This is a genomic window from Nocardia takedensis NBRC 100417, from assembly GCF_000308695.1.
GTDB lineage: Bacteria > Actinomycetota > Actinomycetes > Mycobacteriales > Mycobacteriaceae > Nocardia > Nocardia takedensis.
In genome coordinates this window covers 26,305-40,426 of the sequence record NZ_BAGG01000260.1, presented here as the reverse complement: position 1 = coordinate 40,426, position 14,122 = coordinate 26,305, and the positions used below count along the sequence as shown (strand labels likewise).

Annotated in this window: 14 protein-coding genes and 1 pseudogene; 8 read left to right on the top strand and 7 right to left on the bottom strand. The window is 69.1% G+C overall.

All coding sequences use genetic code 11. The annotated features are described in order from the left end of the window. The first annotated feature begins 70 nt into the window (after nt 1-70). Together ON30_RS32570 and ON30_RS42150 are read left to right on the top strand one after the other, a co-directional pair. Nucleotides 71-421, top strand: coding sequence for a hypothetical protein (locus tag ON30_RS32570; protein WP_040713912.1), 351 nt, complete (start codon nt 71-73; stop codon nt 419-421). 475 nt (nt 422-896) lie between these two features. Next, a pseudogene (locus ON30_RS42150) lies at nt 897-1,223 on the top strand (Tn3 family transposase); the annotation flags it as partial. A gap of 21 nt (nt 1,224-1,244) precedes the next feature. Here the strand turns inward: ON30_RS42150 and ON30_RS32560 are convergent. Genes ON30_RS32560 through ON30_RS32540 form a run of 5 tightly spaced genes read right to left on the bottom strand, consistent with a single transcriptional unit; the run spans nt 1,245 to nt 4,057 of the window. After that, nucleotides 1,245-1,484 carry an arsenate reductase/protein-tyrosine-phosphatase family protein gene (locus ON30_RS32560; protein ID WP_040713909.1) on the bottom strand — a complete coding sequence of 80 codons (240 nt, stop codon included), beginning with the start codon at nt 1,482-1,484 and terminating at the stop codon, nt 1,245-1,247. Nucleotides 1,485-1,498: 14 nt separating this feature from the next. Beyond that, a complete protein-coding gene (locus tag ON30_RS32555) occupies nt 1,499-2,170 on the bottom strand; it encodes an arsenate reductase ArsC (protein ID WP_040713907.1) in 672 nt (223 codons plus the stop codon). Continuing rightward, complete coding sequence (locus ON30_RS32550) at nt 2,167-2,583, bottom strand: arsenate-mycothiol transferase ArsC (protein WP_051030316.1); 417 nt, start codon at nt 2,581-2,583, stop codon at nt 2,167-2,169. Before ON30_RS32550 ends, ON30_RS32555 begins: the two co-directional genes overlap by 4 nt. A 17-nt stretch (nt 2,584-2,600) precedes the next feature. Further along, nucleotides 2,601-3,689 carry an ACR3 family arsenite efflux transporter gene (arsB, locus tag ON30_RS32545; RefSeq protein WP_040713903.1) on the bottom strand — a complete coding sequence of 363 codons (1,089 nt, stop codon included), beginning with the start codon at nt 3,687-3,689 and terminating at the stop codon, nt 2,601-2,603. Beyond that, entirely contained in the window at nt 3,686-4,057 is a 372-nt protein-coding gene (locus ON30_RS32540) for an ArsR/SmtB family transcription factor (protein WP_051030309.1), read from the bottom strand. Before ON30_RS32540 ends, arsB begins: the two co-directional genes overlap by 4 nt. Nucleotides 4,058-4,321: 264 nt before the next feature. On the opposite strand from ON30_RS32540, the gene arsA reads away from it, so the two are divergent. Beyond that, a complete protein-coding gene (gene arsA, locus ON30_RS32535; RefSeq protein WP_051030315.1) occupies nt 4,322-6,109 on the top strand; it encodes an arsenical pump-driving ATPase in 1,788 nt (595 codons plus the stop codon). A 77-nt stretch (nt 6,110-6,186) separates the two neighbouring features. Here arsA and ON30_RS32530 read toward each other — a convergent pair whose 3' ends face one another. Next, the gene (locus tag ON30_RS32530) at nt 6,187-6,723 is read right to left on the bottom strand and encodes an ArsI/CadI family heavy metal resistance metalloenzyme (protein WP_040713901.1); all 537 of its coding nucleotides are present in this window, start codon (nt 6,721-6,723) and stop codon (nt 6,187-6,189) included. A gap of 97 nt (nt 6,724-6,820) precedes the next feature. Here ON30_RS32530 and ON30_RS32525 point away from each other — a divergent pair, with 97 nt between their 5' ends. Continuing rightward, nucleotides 6,821-7,180, top strand: coding sequence for an Rv2640c family ArsR-like transcriptional regulator (locus ON30_RS32525; protein ID WP_040713898.1), 360 nt, complete (start codon nt 6,821-6,823; stop codon nt 7,178-7,180). Nucleotides 7,181-7,315: 135 nt separating this feature from the next. Continuing rightward, the gene (locus tag ON30_RS32520; RefSeq protein ID WP_051030308.1) at nt 7,316-8,296 is read left to right on the top strand and encodes a tyrosine-type recombinase/integrase; all 981 of its coding nucleotides are present in this window, start codon (nt 7,316-7,318) and stop codon (nt 8,294-8,296) included. 98 nt (nt 8,297-8,394) lie between these two features. Here ON30_RS32520 and ON30_RS32515 read toward each other — a convergent pair whose 3' ends face one another. After that, the gene (locus tag ON30_RS32515) at nt 8,395-9,198 is read right to left on the bottom strand and encodes a class I SAM-dependent methyltransferase (protein ID WP_040713895.1); all 804 of its coding nucleotides are present in this window, start codon (nt 9,196-9,198) and stop codon (nt 8,395-8,397) included. A gap of 186 nt (nt 9,199-9,384) precedes the next feature. Here ON30_RS32515 and ON30_RS32510 point away from each other — a divergent pair, with 186 nt between their 5' ends. From ON30_RS32510 to ON30_RS32500, 3 genes are all read left to right on the top strand, one after another. After that, nucleotides 9,385-11,658 (top strand): molybdopterin-dependent oxidoreductase, encoded by a 2,274-nt coding sequence (locus ON30_RS32510; protein WP_040713893.1) that lies wholly within the window; start codon nt 9,385-9,387, stop codon nt 11,656-11,658. Nucleotides 11,659-11,697: 39 nt separating this feature from the next. Continuing rightward, complete coding sequence (locus ON30_RS32505) at nt 11,698-12,156, top strand: DUF4231 domain-containing protein (protein WP_157184027.1); 459 nt, start codon at nt 11,698-11,700, stop codon at nt 12,154-12,156. A gap of 114 nt (nt 12,157-12,270) precedes the next feature. After that, nucleotides 12,271-14,118 carry a cutinase family protein gene (locus ON30_RS32500; RefSeq protein WP_040713890.1) on the top strand — a complete coding sequence of 616 codons (1,848 nt, stop codon included), beginning with the start codon at nt 12,271-12,273 and terminating at the stop codon, nt 14,116-14,118. Nucleotides 14,119-14,122: the final 4 nt, after the last annotated feature.

The following is a 14,122-nucleotide window of genomic DNA, read 5'->3' as shown; positions in this document are numbered from 1 at the left end:
GGTCGGTACCCAAAAAAAATTTACGACACGTTGTAGTAGTCGATGTCCGAATCGGCTAGCCTCTCGGGACATGGACGTTGTGTACAACCTGGTTGTGATCACGCACCTGCTCGGAATGGCGGCGGTGGTCGGTGGCTACGCGGCGGGGCAACCGAAGGTGTCCGAAGTGATGGTGTGGGGTGCGCGGGCCCAGATCATCACCGGTGTGGTGCTGGTCGGGATGGCCTCGGCGATCGATTCCCTGGGGAAGGACCCGGACAACGCGAAGATCGGGGTGAAGTTGGCGATCGCGGTGCTGGTGGCGGCGTTCGCGGAGATGGGGCGCGCGGATGCCAAGCGCGGCAAGGATATTCCATGGATGACACATGCGGCGGGTGGGTTGGCGATCGTCAATGTGCTCGTGGCGGTGCTCTGGACCTGATCGCGTCGGTTCGGGTCGGCCGAGATCCGGTCGACCCGAACCGGGGGAGGACGGCGGCGATCCGACTGTCGCCGCGGATTTTCCTGTGGGACCGGGGGACAGGCTGTCGGCTCCGTGGTTTCGCTCCGGGATAGGGGAACGTCGCGAAGGGGGTCGATGATCGCTCCTTGAACTGGTCCACACGGTCTCGGTAGGCCAAGAGGAACGCGGGCGGATCTTGCATAAAAAACAAGTCGATACGTAGATATGCGCATCTAACCATGCAAACCCGACCATCAAACTGGTAGCGGACACGGGGTTCCGGTAGTAACGGCGCAGAAAACAACGAAGTCCGTGTAGCTGCTGGTCGGGCGGTGATGAGGTGGTGCAGCTGTTCGATCAGGCGATCTCGGCGAAGTTCGGGGCGGCTGAACGGCGGATGCAGCAGGAACTCGCCGAACGTGGGAAATCCGGGGAGGACCGGCAGGCCCTGCTCGATGATCTGCTGCTGGCCGGATCGTTAAAGGTCGGGCACGCGATCGCGTCGCTGCTGGTCGGCAAGTTGTCGGCGTCGGGTCGGCAGAATGCGCTGGCCGCGGCGCTCAAGGAGTACGGGGCGCTGCGGCGCACCATCTACGCCGCTCGGTATCTGTCTGACCCGGCGTATCGCCGCAAGATCGCCCGCCAGCTGAACAAGGGCTAATCCCTGCACGCGCTGCGCCGGGACCTGCTCTACGCTCACGAAGGCATGATCCGGGCGCGGCAGCTGGAAGCGCAAACCGACTGGATATCGGCCCTCGCGCGTGCGCGACACCCTGTTCTGACTGGGGCCCCGCAGGTGGGGTCAGCGGTGGGCGGGCAGTAGTTCGGCGATGAGTTCTTCGACGTGTGTGCGGATCTGGTCGCGGATGGGGCGGACCGCGTCGACGCCTTTGCCGGCGGGGTTGATCGTCTGGGCGGGTGCGGTTCCGGCGGAGCGGATTTCGATGAGGTCGCCGGCGAGGTGGGTGAGGAAGCCTTGGGCCATTTGGGAGCGTCCGGCGTTGTGGACGCAGACGAACAGCACGCTGGGTTTGGTGGTCATGGGTGCGGGGCCTTTCACGCGGTGGGGATGTCGAGTTCGGCCAGCAGGGTGCGGACGCGGGTTTCGATCTGGTCGCGGATGGCGCGCACGGTGTCGAGGGGCTGGTTGTCGGGGTCGGGCAGGTCCCAGTTCTCGTAGCGGCGGCCGGGGTAGATGGGGCAGGCGTCACCGCAGCCCATGGTGATGATGACGTCGGCGGCGCGCAGGATTTCCTCGGTCCAGGGCTTGGGGTATTCGCATGCGATGTCGATGCCGATCTCGGCCATCGCCTCAATGGCGGCGGGGTTAATTTGGTCGCCGGGTTCGGAGCCACCGGACCAGGCGAGGGCGGCGTCGCCGGCGAGGTGGGTGAAGTGGCCCAGCGCCATCTGTGAGCGGCCGGCGTTGTGGGTGCACAGGAACAGCACGGTGGGTTTGCCGGACACGGCTTTTCCTTCGACCTTGGCCAGGGCCTGCAGACGCTGGCGGGCGAAGCGTTCGGCCAGCAGCGGCAGGTAGTTCAACACTGTGGCGCGGGAAGCGAATTGGTCGTAGCTCGAGTGCAGGAACTTCTCGATGGTCTCTACCGAGAAGGTGTCGGCGAACTCGTCGTGCAGGCGCGCGGCGGCGGTCTTGAGGGCGAGTTGCTGATCGATGGTGAGGTTGGCATGCCCTTGTGTGGGCAGGGCGGCGGGGTGGTCGGTCATGGGGTTCTCCGGGGATCGGCGAGTGGGTGTGCGAGTTCGGAGTGCAGGGCGGCGACGCGGGTGGTGAGGTCGTCGCGGATCAGTCGCATCCGCTCGATGCCGTCGATGCCGCGTTCGGAGGGTTCGTCGGTGTCCCACACCAGCATTCGCGGCCCGGGTGGCGGGTCGAGGCGGGCCTGGCGGCCGATGACCACGATCGCGTCCACGCGTGCGGCGAGAGCGGGATCGAAGGGTTTGGGGTACTCGTCACCGACATCGATGCCGGCCTCGGTCAGTGTCTGCACCGACAGCGTGTTCAAAGCTTGGCCGGGGTGGGTGCCGGCCGAATACACCCGCACCTCGTTCCCGGCTCGGTGGCGCATCAGCGCGGCCGCCATCTGCGACTTGCCGCTGTTCTTGACACAGATGAACATCACCGACGGTGTCGCGGTCACCGCCCCACCCTTGTTGAAGTGGGGGTGAAGCGTGCGCGCAGCGCGAGGGAGACGTAGACCAAGCCGACGAGGACGGGCACTTCGATCAGCGGGCCGACGACTCCGGCGAGGGCTTGGCCGGAGGTCGCGCCGTAGGTGGCGATCGCGACGGCGATGGCGAGTTCGAAGTTGTTGCCGGCCGCGGTGAAGGCGAGGGTGGTGGTGCGTTCGTAGCTGAGGCCGACCAGGCGGCCGTAGAGGTAGCCGCCTCCCCACATGATCGCGAAATACGCCAGCAGCGGGACCGCGATCCGCACCACGTCGACGGGGTGGGAGGTGATCTGGCGGCCTTGGAGGGCGAACAGGATCACGATCGTGAACAGCAGCCCGTAGAGCGCCCACGGTCCGATCCGGGGAATCAGCTTCGACTCGTACCAGTCACGGCCACGGGCTTTCTCACCCAGGAGGCGGGTCAGGAACCCGGCCACGAGGGGGATGCCGAGGAAGATCAGCACCGATTTCGCGATCTGCCACGGCGAGATGTGGATGGTCGTCTGTTGCAGGCCGAGCCATCCGGGCAGCACCGACAGGTAGAACCAGCCCAGCACCGCGAACATCACGACCTGGAAGATCGAGTTCAGTGCCACCAGCACGGCGGCGGCTTCGCGGTCCCCGCACGCGAGGTCGTTCCAGATGATCACCATCGCGATGCACCGGGCGAGTCCGACGATGATCAGACCGGTCCGGTACTCGGGCAGGTCCGCCAGCAGCAGCCAGGCCAGGGCGAACATGAGTGCGGGACCCACGACCCAGTTCAGGATCAGTGACCCCAGCAGCAGCCGCCGGTCGCCGGTGACGGTGTCGAGGCGGTCGTAGCGCACCTTCGCCAGCACCGGGTACATCATGATCAACAGCCCGAGCGCGATCGGCAGCGAGATACCGTCGATCTCCACCGCGCTGAGGGCGTCGCCCAGTCCGGGCACGACCCGGCCCAGCAGCAGGCCCGCGGCCATGGCCACACCGATCCACACCGGCAGCAACCGATCCAGGGTGGAAAGCTTGCCGACGACGGCCGCAGAGCTGGGGACGGTGTCGGTGGCGCTCACGCGGTCACCGCCAGTCCGGACTGATCGGCCAACAGCTGCGAAAGCTGTTGCAGTGCCTCGGGGACGACCCGGTAGTACACCCAGGACGCGCGGCGTTCGCTGGTCAGCAGACCCGCTTCGCGCAGCACTTTCAAGTGGTGGGAGATGGTCGGTTGGGTGACGTCGATGCCCTCGGACACATCGCACACGCACGCCTCGCCGCCGGCGCGGCCGGCGATTGCCGAGAGCACCCGCAGCCGCACCGGATCGGCCAGCGCCTTGAACGCTCCCGCCAGCTCGGCCGCGGACTGCGCCGATAGTGGCTCACGCACCCGCGGCGGCGCGGCACATTGCTGTCCCGGCGTCACCACCAACTCTGATTTCGACATGCATCGATATTGACTATCATCGAATCAGTACGCAAGTGAACGTCCGGTGACGGTCCACACAACTCGGCCGCGGTGGTCTCGATCCGCCGATCAGGCTGTATCGACGAGCGGCGATATCGGCAGATATCGAAGTGAGGGGCGACGGCCGACCCGGACGAGGGACGTTCGGCCCTGCCGCGCCCGGCGGGAGTCCGATCGAATGAGACACACAGGTTCATGTCAATGGGCGTCGGCTGCGTGGAGGTGTCGGGCACGGTGGGTGAGATGAAGTTTCTGGCCGGTGTGCCGCGGTTCGTGTTCTTCACCGGCAAGGGCGGAGTGGGCAAGACCTCGATCGCGTGCGCTGCGGCGGTGGCGTTGGCGCGCGAAGGGCGGCGGGTGCTGCTGGTGTCGACCGATCCGGCGTCGAACGTGGGGCAGGTATTCGGCGTCACGGTCGGCAACACGGTGACCGCGATCACCGATGTGGCGGGGTTGTGGGCGCTCGAGATCGATCCGGAGCAGGCCGTGGCCGCCTACCGGGAGCGGATCCTCGCGCCGATGCGCGATGTGCTGCCGCAGGCCGACATCGCGTCGATGACCGAGCAGTTGTCGGGGTCGTGCACGACCGAGGTGGCCTCGTTCAACGAGTTCACCGCCCTGCTCACCGACGAGACCAGCGGCTACGATCACGTGCTGTTCGACACCGCACCCACCGGACACACCATCCGGCTGTTGCAGTTGCCGGGCAGTTGGAGTGAATTCCTCACCGGCGGCGGCGACGCGAGTTGCCTGGGCCCGCTCTCAGGGCTGGACAAACAGAAGGCCGTCTACGCAGCCGCGGTCGCCGCGCTGGCCGACCCGCACCGCACCCGCCTGGTGCTGGTAGCACGTCCGTCACGCTCGACCTTGGCCGAGATCGCCCGAACCCGTAGCGAACTGGCCACCGTCGGGCTGGCCGATCAGTACGTGGTGATCAACGGTGTGCTGCCCGACACCGTCGATTCCAGCGACCCGCTGGTGGCCGCGACGCGCCGGCGCGAGCGCGCCGCGGTCGAGGCCATGCCCGCGAGCGTCGGTGAGTTGCCGCGGGATCTGGTCGAACTCAAGGCCACCAACATCGTCGGTGTCGACGCCTTGGCGACCCTGTTCGATCCCACCCCACCCGCCACCGCCGCGATGACAGTCCAGCCGATGGTGGCGGCGGTGGCCGATGCGCCGTTGGCCGGGCTCATCGCCCAGGTCGAAGCCGATGGGCCGTGCCTGATCATGTGCATGGGCAAGGGCGGGGTCGGCAAGACCACCGTGGCCGCCGCGGTCGCGGTGGCGCTGGCCGAGCGTGGGCATGACGTGCACCTGTCGACCACCGACCCCGCCGGTGACCTCACCCAAACCATCGCCGGCAGCCTGGAGCACCTGCAGGTCTCACGCATCGACCCCGCCCGGGCCGTCGCCGACTACCGTGCCCGTGTCATGGTCGGCAAAGGCGCCGGCCTCGATGACGGCGGTCGTGCCGCGCTCGCCGAAGACCTGCGCTCCCCGTGCACCGACGAGGTCGCGGTCTTCCAGGCGTTCTCACACGTCATCGCCGAATCCCGGCGCCGGTTCGTCGTCATCGACACCGCACCCACCGGCCACACCCTGCTGCTGCTCGACGCCACCGGCTCCTACCACCGCGACATCGTGCGCCAGATGGCGCCCGGCACCCGATTCACTACCCCGCTGATGCGATTGCAGGACCCCAAGGCCACCAAAGTCCTGCTGGTCACCCTGCCCGAGACCACCCCCGTCCTCGAGGCGGCCGAGCTGCAAAGCGACCTAGAACGCGCCGGCATCCACCCGTGGGCGTGGATCATCGACAACAGCCTCGCCGCCGCCGCACCCACCGACCCGCTCCTGCGCCGCCGTGCCGCCGCCGAACTCGACCAGATCCACCGGGTCACCACCCACACCGACCGCTACGCGGTCATCCCCGCACTCGCCGAAGAACCCATCGGCATCCCCGCACTCACCGCACTCACCCACACTTCCCCGCCGACCACCAGGACCGGGCGGCGAAGCTTTCCGCACTGATCTACGCCGCGCCGACCGGGGGAGCAGAACCAGCCGGACGCGGCCGCACACGACCGCGCCGAACACGACTGACAGGATCAGCTGCAGCAGTCTGCTCCGGCAGCGACTGCCTTCTGCTTCGCCTCACCGGTGCAGCACGCGGGCGAGTCGCCAGCGGTATCTTCAACGTCTGCCGCGCTGCCGGTGCCGCAGCACGCCTGCACCGCTTCGGCGTCGCCGGTGGCGAATTCCGGTGCGGTGCCGAAGTTCTCGGTGTCGGCGAGCACGGTGTACACCTCCCACTTCTCGGCGTTCGGGCCGGTGACCCACACCTTGTCCTGGGTGGCGAAACAACACGTGGTCGCGATCTGCTCCTCGGTGAACAGGCCCGCCTCCGACAGGCGGGCGATCTCGTCGTGGACCTGCTCGGAGGTTTCGACCTCGACACCGAGGTGGTTGATCGTGCCGCCCCGGCCGGTGTTTTCGAGCAGGACCAGCTTCAGCGGCGGCTCGGCGATGGTGAAGTTGGCGTAGCCGGGCTTGCGCTTGGCCGGCTCGGTGTTGAACAGGGTCGAGTAGAACGCGATCGCCTGCTCGAGGTCGTCGACATTGAGGGCGAGCTGCACGCGGGACATGAGAACCTCCAGTTGTGTGACATATGTCGAAGAAGCTGGGCGACCCCGAGTCTGCCACCTTTTCGACATATGTCAATACTGTAGGTAGTGTGGCCCCATGCCCAAGGCTTTGCCCGTGATCGACATGTCCGCGCCGGTGTGCTGCGCGCCGGTAGCAGCTGGCCCGGTCGACGACGCCGCCGCCCTCGAGGTCGCACTACGGCTCAAAGCCCTCGCCGACCCGGTGCGGGTGAAGCTGATGTCACTGCTGCTGAGCAGCCCGGCCGCCGAGAACAACGGCGGCGAGCTGGCCGCCGCCGTCGGACTGTCGGAATCCACAGTCAGCCACCACCTCACGCAGCTGCGCAAGGCCGGTCTGGTCGAGTCCGAGCGGCGCGGCATGAACCTCGTCCGCCGCGCCCGCCGCGACGCCCTGGCCGCGCTGTGCCTGGTGCTAGACCCCAACTGCTGCAGCTGACCCGAACCGACACCTACCCCCGGATAACGGCCTGTTATCCGGGGGTATTGTCGGAACCGGCCTGCGGCGACCCCGTCGCGGCGCTGCGCGAAGCGGCCCCGTTATCCGGGGCAAGCCAAGGGAAGGCGGGAACACATGACCGCGACGGTGCACCGGATCCACACGCCCGGGCCCCGGACCCTACGGACCGCGGCCGAGGCGTTCCTCGACACCATCCGCTCACGAAACACCCGCCGCGCCTACGGCATCGCGGTCGTGAAGACCGTCGACCAGCTCGACGGCCGCGCCCCGGACGAGGTGCGCACACCGTGCCGTCCCCTGGCTTCGGTGACCGACGACGAGATCGGCGCGGTCCTCGAATCCCTGTGGGGCAGCGCGGCAGTCAACACCTGGAACGCGCGCCGCGCCGCAGTGGCCAAATGGCTGAGCTGGTGCCGCGAACAAGGCTGGGACGCACCGGCCATTCCCCCCACGGCGCGCCGAGCGACCCCGCCCGACTCCGACACCCCAGTCCGCTCACGCACCGCGATCGACCGACTCATCGCCCGCCGCGACCTCCACATCCGGGAGAAGACCCTGTGGCGGATGCTGTACGAAACCTGCGCCCGCGCAGACGAACTGCTCCAAGTCAACATCGAAGACCTGGACCTGGCCGGGCGCAGCTGCCCGGTGAAATCCAAAGGCGCCACACACCACGAACACGTCCTCGAAACCGTGTACTGGGACGCCGGCACCGCCCGACTACTGCCCAGGCTGATCAAGGACCGGACCTCCGGCCCGCTGTTCGTCACACACCGCCGCCCCGGACCCGGCAAGTACCTCGCCGACCGCGACATCTGCCCCGACACCGGGCTGGCGCGGCTGTCCTACGACCAAGCACGCGACCTGCTCGACGCCGCCACTGCGACCACCGGGACCGGAACCGGTTGGGACCTGCACGAACTCAGGCATTCCGGCCTCACACACCTGGGCGAATCCGGGGCCGACGTGCTCGAACTCATGGCCAAATCCCGCCACCGCAAACCCGAGAACCTGCGTCGCTACTTCAAACCATCGCCACAGGCCATGCGCGACCTCACCAGCCTCCTCGGCCCCGGAGTCGAACGACGATGCTGACCAGCAGCTACACGAACTTCGTTGTTTTCTGCGCCCTTACTACCGGAACCCCGACACAAAGCGAGCTCATCTTCTACGGAACCAGCAAAGGAGACCGGTCAGACTCCGGCGACGCGAGCCGCAACGACCACGTACCCCTTGGGATCCCGCCACACCCGCCCGGGCTCGGCGGCGAACCACTCACCGACATCCGCGCGCAGATCCTTGAGGATCGCGCCGCGATCGGGGTGGTCGGGTGCGATGCCGTGGAAGGAGAAGCGCGATTCGGCGAAGCGGACGAGCGGTTCGGCGCTGTCGAAGACGAGGGCGTTGTCGGAGCGGTGCACCGCGACCGCGCCGAACACTTCGGCCATCAGGGGCGGGAGGGTGGCGGAGTCGACGGTGGCGCGGAAGGTGGTGTCCTGGTCGATGCCGTAGCTGTCGGCGTGGGCGGTGACGAGTTCGGTGATGAGCGGGCAGGTGACGGGATGGTTGACGACGACGGCCACGGTGCCGCCGGGTTTGGTGGTGCGCCGGAATTCGTCGAGCGCGCCGCGCGGGTCGGGGACGTGGCCGAGCATGTGGCGGGCGGTGAGGGCGTCGAAGGTGTTGTCGTCGAACGGCATCCGTTCGGCGTCGGCCAGGACGCCGCGCACGCCGGGCAGGGTGTCGGCGGCGGCGACCATGGCGGGGGAGGTGTCGATGCCCACCAACGGGCCGTGGTGGCCCGCGGCGCGGAGTGCGGCCAGGAAGCGGGCGTCGCCGCAGCCGATGTCGGCGAGGTATTCGGCGCCGGACAGGTCCAGCGCGCCGAGGACGTCGTCGGTGGGGCTGTGGGCTCGCTCGGAGAAGTGCTCGTGGGTGTCGATCCGGACGCGCAAGGGGGTGGGATCGAGGTATTCGGTCTCGAGACTGCTGCTCATCGGCGGTCGTCCTCCGGTCCAGTGCCGCGGTGACTCCGGTCGGCCCGGGCGCAGCGCGCGGGCCGTTCCGGTGAGGGTACTCCGCGCTCGCGCGGACAACGGCTCTTTCCGGGTGTGACATGTACAGGATGGCTATGACCGGAATCGGCCGGCGGCGGTGCTCGGGCCGGTCGCTACGGTGGGGGGGTGAGGACGCATCTGACGCACTGGGGTGCGTTCGAGGCCGACAGCGACGGATATCGGCTGACGGCGGTGCGGCCGTGGCCGGGCGATCCGGAGCCGACGCGCCTGATCGAGAACGTCGCGTCGGCCCAGCACCATCGCACGCGTGTCGATCGGCCGTATGTGCGCAGGGGCTGGTTGGAGCGCGGGCCGGGTGGGCGGGGGCGCGGGTCGGAGGAGTTCGTCGCGGTGTCCTGGGAACGGGCCCTGGACTTGTTGGCGGGTGAGCTGGGTCGGGTCTACGGGGAGTACGGTCCGGCGGGGGTGTTCGGCGGGTCCTACGGGTGGGCGAGCGCGGGGCGGTTCCATCACGCGCAGTCGCAGGTGCACCGTTTCCTGAACTGTCTGGGCGGTTATGTGCGCAGCGTGCACAGTTACAGTCTCGGCGCGGCGGAGGTGCTGTTGCCGCACGTGATCGGGAGTATGGACTGGTTGGAGCGGTCTTCGACGGCGAAGTCGGTGATCGCCCGGCACACCGGTCTGGTGGTGGCCTTCGGGGGGATCTCGCCGAAGAATTCGGTGGTCGGGGTGGGCGGTGCGTCGCGGCACGACACGCGGTCGTGGGTGCGGGCGGCGCGGGCGCGCGGGTGCCGGTTCGTCTCGATCAGTCCGTTGCGCGACGATATCCCCGAGGAGGCGGCGGCGGAGTGGATCGCGCCGCGTCCCGGAACGGATGTCGCGTTGCTGTTGGCGCTGGCGCACACCTTGGACGCCGAAGGGCTGGCGGATCGCGCGTTTCTCGACCGGTACACGGTCGGCTACGAGCGTTTTCTGCGTTACGTGCGGGGCGAGTCGGACGGGACGCCGAAGACCGCGGAGTGGGCGGAGTCGATCACCGGGGTGGCGGCGGAGCGGGTCCGCGGGTTGGCGCGTGAGATGGCCGCGCACCGGACGTTGCTGACCGTGAGTTGGTCGTTGCAGCGCGCGCAACACGGTGAGCAGCCGTTGTGGGCGGGTGTGGTGGTGGCGGCGATGCTGGGCCAGATCGGTCTGCCGGGTGGCGGTTTCGGTCACGGGTACGGGGCGACGACGGCGGTCGGCGATCCCGATCCGCGTCGGGCGCTGCCGCGGCTTCCGCAGGGCTGCAACGGGATCGACCGGTTCATCCCGGTGGCCCGGATCGCGGACATGCTGCTGAATCCGGGGGACCGGTTCGACTACAACGGTCGCCGTCTGACCTATCCGGATGTCCGGTTGGTGTATTGGTGCGGCGGCAATCCGTTCCACCACCATCAGGATCTGACGCGGTTGCGGGCGGCGTTCGAGCGGCCGGAGACGGTGGTGGTGCACGATCCGTTCTGGACGTCGACGGCACGGCACGCCGATATCGTGTTGCCGTCGACGATGAGTGTGGAGCGCGACGATCTCGGTGCGGGGCAGTGGGATCGGATGCTGTTCGCGATGCCCGCGCTGACGCGACCGCACGGCGCGGCGCGCGACGATTTCGCGATCTTCGCGGAGTTGGCGAGTCGGTTGGGGGTCGGGGAGGCGTTCACCGAGGGGCGCGACGCGGGGCAGTGGGTGCGGCATCTGTACGAGGGGTGGCGGTCGGCGGACATGCCGGATTTCGAGGAGTTCTGGCGCGCCGGGTCTTTGGAGTTGGCGGTGCCGGATCCGGAGCAGGTGTTGTGCGCGGAGTTCCGGGCCGATCCGGTGGGTTCGCCGTTGTCGACGCCGAGTGGGCGGATCGAGATCTTCTCCGAGACGATCGCCTCGTTCGGGTACGCGGATTGTCCCGGGCATCCGGTGTGGTCGGAGCCCGCGGAGTGGTTGGGTGCGGCGGCGGCGGCGCGGCGGTTTCCGTTGCAGTTGGTGGCGAATCAGCCGCGGGCGCGGTTGCACAGTCAGTTGGATGTGGGGGATTTCAGTCGGTCGTCGAAGGTGGCGGGGCGCGAACCGGTGCGGTTGCATCCGTCGGAGGCGGCGGCGCGGGGGCTGCGCCCGGGGTCGGTGGTGCGGGTGTTCAACGATCGGGGGTCGTGCCTGGCGGGGTTGGTGGTGGACGACGCGGTGCGACCGGGGGTGGCGCAGTTGTCGACGGGCAGTTGGTACGACCCGGATCCGGCGGATCCGTCGTCGTGTCGGCACGGGAATCCGAATGTGTTGACCGCGGACAGGCCGGCGTCGTCGTTGAGTCAGGGGTGTTCGGGGCAGTTGGCGTTGGTGGAGGTGGCGGCGGTGTCGGGGGAGGTTCCGGCGGTGGCGGTGGATGAGCCGCCCGCGGTGGCCGATTCGTAGCGGTGGGCAGGTGGGCGCGGATCGCCCATGATGGTGGGCATGAGGATTCGCGCCCCTTGGGGTTCGGGGCATTGGATGCGCACGGCTCGTCGCGACGGCGAGGAGTTGCCGGTGCCGGTGACGGCGAAGTGGGAGTCCTATCGGCGGACTTCGCGGCGGCATCGGCGCGCGTACGCGTTGACGGAGTTGGCGACGGTGGCGGGGGCGGCGGCGATTCCGGTGGTGGCGGTCACGGATCTGCCGACGTTGGTGGTGGCGTTGTTGGGTGCGGTGGTGTTGGTGGCGACGGGGGTGCGTACGGCGTTCGGGTTGCACGAGGGGTGGGTGGCCGATGGGCGGGTGCAGTCGGCGATCGAGCGGGAGGTGGCGTTGTATCTGGTGAAGGCGCCGCCGTATGCGGAGGACGGCGCGGCGGTGGCGTTGGTGCGGGCGGTGGAGGCGATCACGTGGGATCACGGTGGTCGGTCGCCGGAGGTGGTGTCGGGGGGGTCGCGGTGAGTTGCGGTGCGCGGGTGCGCCTTCCGCAGTGAAATTTGAGCATTTCACTCCCGCTCGGGTGGGGACGCTGATCCAATGGGATCGGGCGTTCGAGCCGAGGACGGGAGTCGAGGGATGCGGATCTCACGCGGTGCGCGCCTGGGGCGGGCGATTTTCGTGGTGCTCTGCGCGATAGTGACAATCGCGCCCGGCGTGGCCGTCGGCGAACCGGTGCACCGCGAGCACTGTCCGGAGGTGGCCGGGGTATTCCTGCCGGGGACCTGGGAGACCGACGCCGAGGCGGATTCCCGGGTTCCGGTCGGTCTGCTCGCTCCGGCGGCGCAAGCCTTGCGCACGCGGTTCGGCGACCGTTTCGAGGCGCGGTTCCCCGGTTACGCGGCGGTGGCCTTCGACGGGATGCCGTATGCGCGGAGCAAGGCGACCGGTGTCGCGGCGGCGAGCGCGGCGGTGGCCGAGATCGCCGCGCGGTGTCCGGCGGCGTCGTTCTTATTGGCCGGCTACAGCCAAGGCGCGGACGCCATGGGCGATCTCGCCGCGACCATCGGGTGTCGGGACGCGCCGGTCGCCGCGCGGCGGGTGCTGGCGGTGGGATTGATCGCGGACCCTCGGCAGGGCGGGGCCGACGAGACGCTGATCGGTCCGCCGGTGCCCGGTCCGGGTCTGGCGGGTCCGCGCGCGGGCGGGTTCTGCGCGCTCGGGCCGGTGACCACGCAGATCTGCGCGTCGGGCGACAAGTATTGCGCGACGGACACCGCGACCCATCCGTTGCTCTCGGCGCTGGGGCAGTTGCTGTCGCGGCCCAGCGGCGTCGAGGATCTGACCGGTGATCCGACGGCGGGCGCGGCCCTGGACGCGCTGTTGGCCTCGGATTTCGCGGATGTGCGCCTGGCTTCGCTGGCCGGGGCGCTCGATGAGCTGACCGTCGCGGCGGGGGCGGGTGACGACACCCGGGTCGCGGTGCTGGCGGGTGGCATCGCGGCGACGTTGCGTCCGCTGCGTGATTCGGCGCGGTGGGCCGATCGCGATCAGACCGTGCGGACGGTGCTGCACGACGCGCCCGCGGGATCGGAGTACGCGCTGGCGGGCGAGATCCTGGACGCGGTGGATCGTTCGGATCTCGACACCGCGCTGGCCGTGCTGGATCGCGACGACTTCGCGCCCGAGACGACCCGCGCCGTGGCGGTGGCGACCGCGCCGCTGCTCGAGGTGCTGACCGCGTCGTCGGAAGTCCGGTTGCGGCAGGCGTGGCGGGTGCTGGCGGCTGCCTGGCCCTCGGTGCTGGTGGATCGGCTCGCGGCGGTGGCGGGCGCCGGGATGCGGTTCGTCAACGAGGTTCCGGCGATCGGCGCGGAGTTGACCCGACTCGGGTCGCTGATCCGGCCCGGCGTCGACGTCGGCGCGGTGGCGCGGGAGATGACCGCTGTGCTCTCGCGGGTCCTCGAGGCGGTGAATCCCTTGCTGCGCACCGCGAACGAGAATTTGTTCGAGGTGTCGCGGATCCTGGGACTGGTCCCGGACGCCAGCGGCGCGGTGTCGCTGGCCGCGCAGGTCGTGCGGGTGGCGGCGGGGGTGGACACGCGCGCGCTCAGCGATCACTTGTCGCTGCTGCGTGAGGCTCTGGCGACGTTGAGCACCGCGCTCGGCGAGGGAGTACCGCCGGCGGCGCTGGCCGAACGGGTGGCCGCGGTGGGTGCCCGGGTGGCCGGTGTGGTGACGGTCGCGCTGGACGATGTGCGCGGCGTCGCGGGCGCGGAACTGCGCCGGGTGGCCGAGAGCGTGCTGGCGGGTGCGGACGCGGAGGCGGTCGCGGGGTTGATCGAGGAGGCGTTGGGCGCGGTCGCGTTCGTGGTGTCCGGCGCGCATCAGAGCTACGCGAACTATGTCGTCGATGCCGACGGCACGACCGCGGTGCAATGGTTGGCGCGCTGGTTGACCGCGCGCGCGGAGACCGCGGCGGGCTGAGACG

Bases quoted from the DNA above. Each gene is read 5' to 3' on its own strand.
- ON30_RS32570 (WP_040713912.1), top strand. From the start codon at position 71: ATGGACGTTGTGTACAACCTGGTTGTGATCACGCACCTGCTCGGAATG.
- ON30_RS32515 (WP_040713895.1), bottom strand. From the start codon at position 9,198: ATGAGCAGCAGTCTCGAGACCGAATACCTCGATCCCACCCCCTTGCGC.
- ON30_RS32505 (WP_157184027.1), top strand. From the start codon at position 11,698: ATGAGGATTCGCGCCCCTTGGGGTTCGGGGCATTGGATGCGCACGGCT.
- ON30_RS32550 (WP_051030316.1), bottom strand. From the start codon at position 2,583: ATGTTCATCTGTGTCAAGAACAGCGGCAAGTCGCAGATGGCGGCCGCG.
- ON30_RS32520 (WP_051030308.1), top strand. From the start codon at position 7,316: ATGACCGCGACGGTGCACCGGATCCACACGCCCGGGCCCCGGACCCTA.
- ON30_RS32525 (WP_040713898.1), top strand. From the start codon at position 6,821: ATGCCCAAGGCTTTGCCCGTGATCGACATGTCCGCGCCGGTGTGCTGC.
- arsA (WP_051030315.1), top strand. From the start codon at position 4,322: ATGAAGTTTCTGGCCGGTGTGCCGCGGTTCGTGTTCTTCACCGGCAAG.
- ON30_RS32540 (WP_051030309.1), bottom strand. From the start codon at position 4,057: ATGTCGAAATCAGAGTTGGTGGTGACGCCGGGACAGCAATGTGCCGCG.
- ON30_RS32560 (WP_040713909.1), bottom strand. From the start codon at position 1,484: ATGACCACCAAACCCAGCGTGCTGTTCGTCTGCGTCCACAACGCCGGA.
- ON30_RS32530 (WP_040713901.1), bottom strand. From the start codon at position 6,723: ATGTCCCGCGTGCAGCTCGCCCTCAATGTCGACGACCTCGAGCAGGCG.
- ON30_RS32555 (WP_040713907.1), bottom strand. From the start codon at position 2,170: ATGACCGACCACCCCGCCGCCCTGCCCACACAAGGGCATGCCAACCTC.
- ON30_RS32500 (WP_040713890.1), top strand. From the start codon at position 12,271: ATGCGGATCTCACGCGGTGCGCGCCTGGGGCGGGCGATTTTCGTGGTG.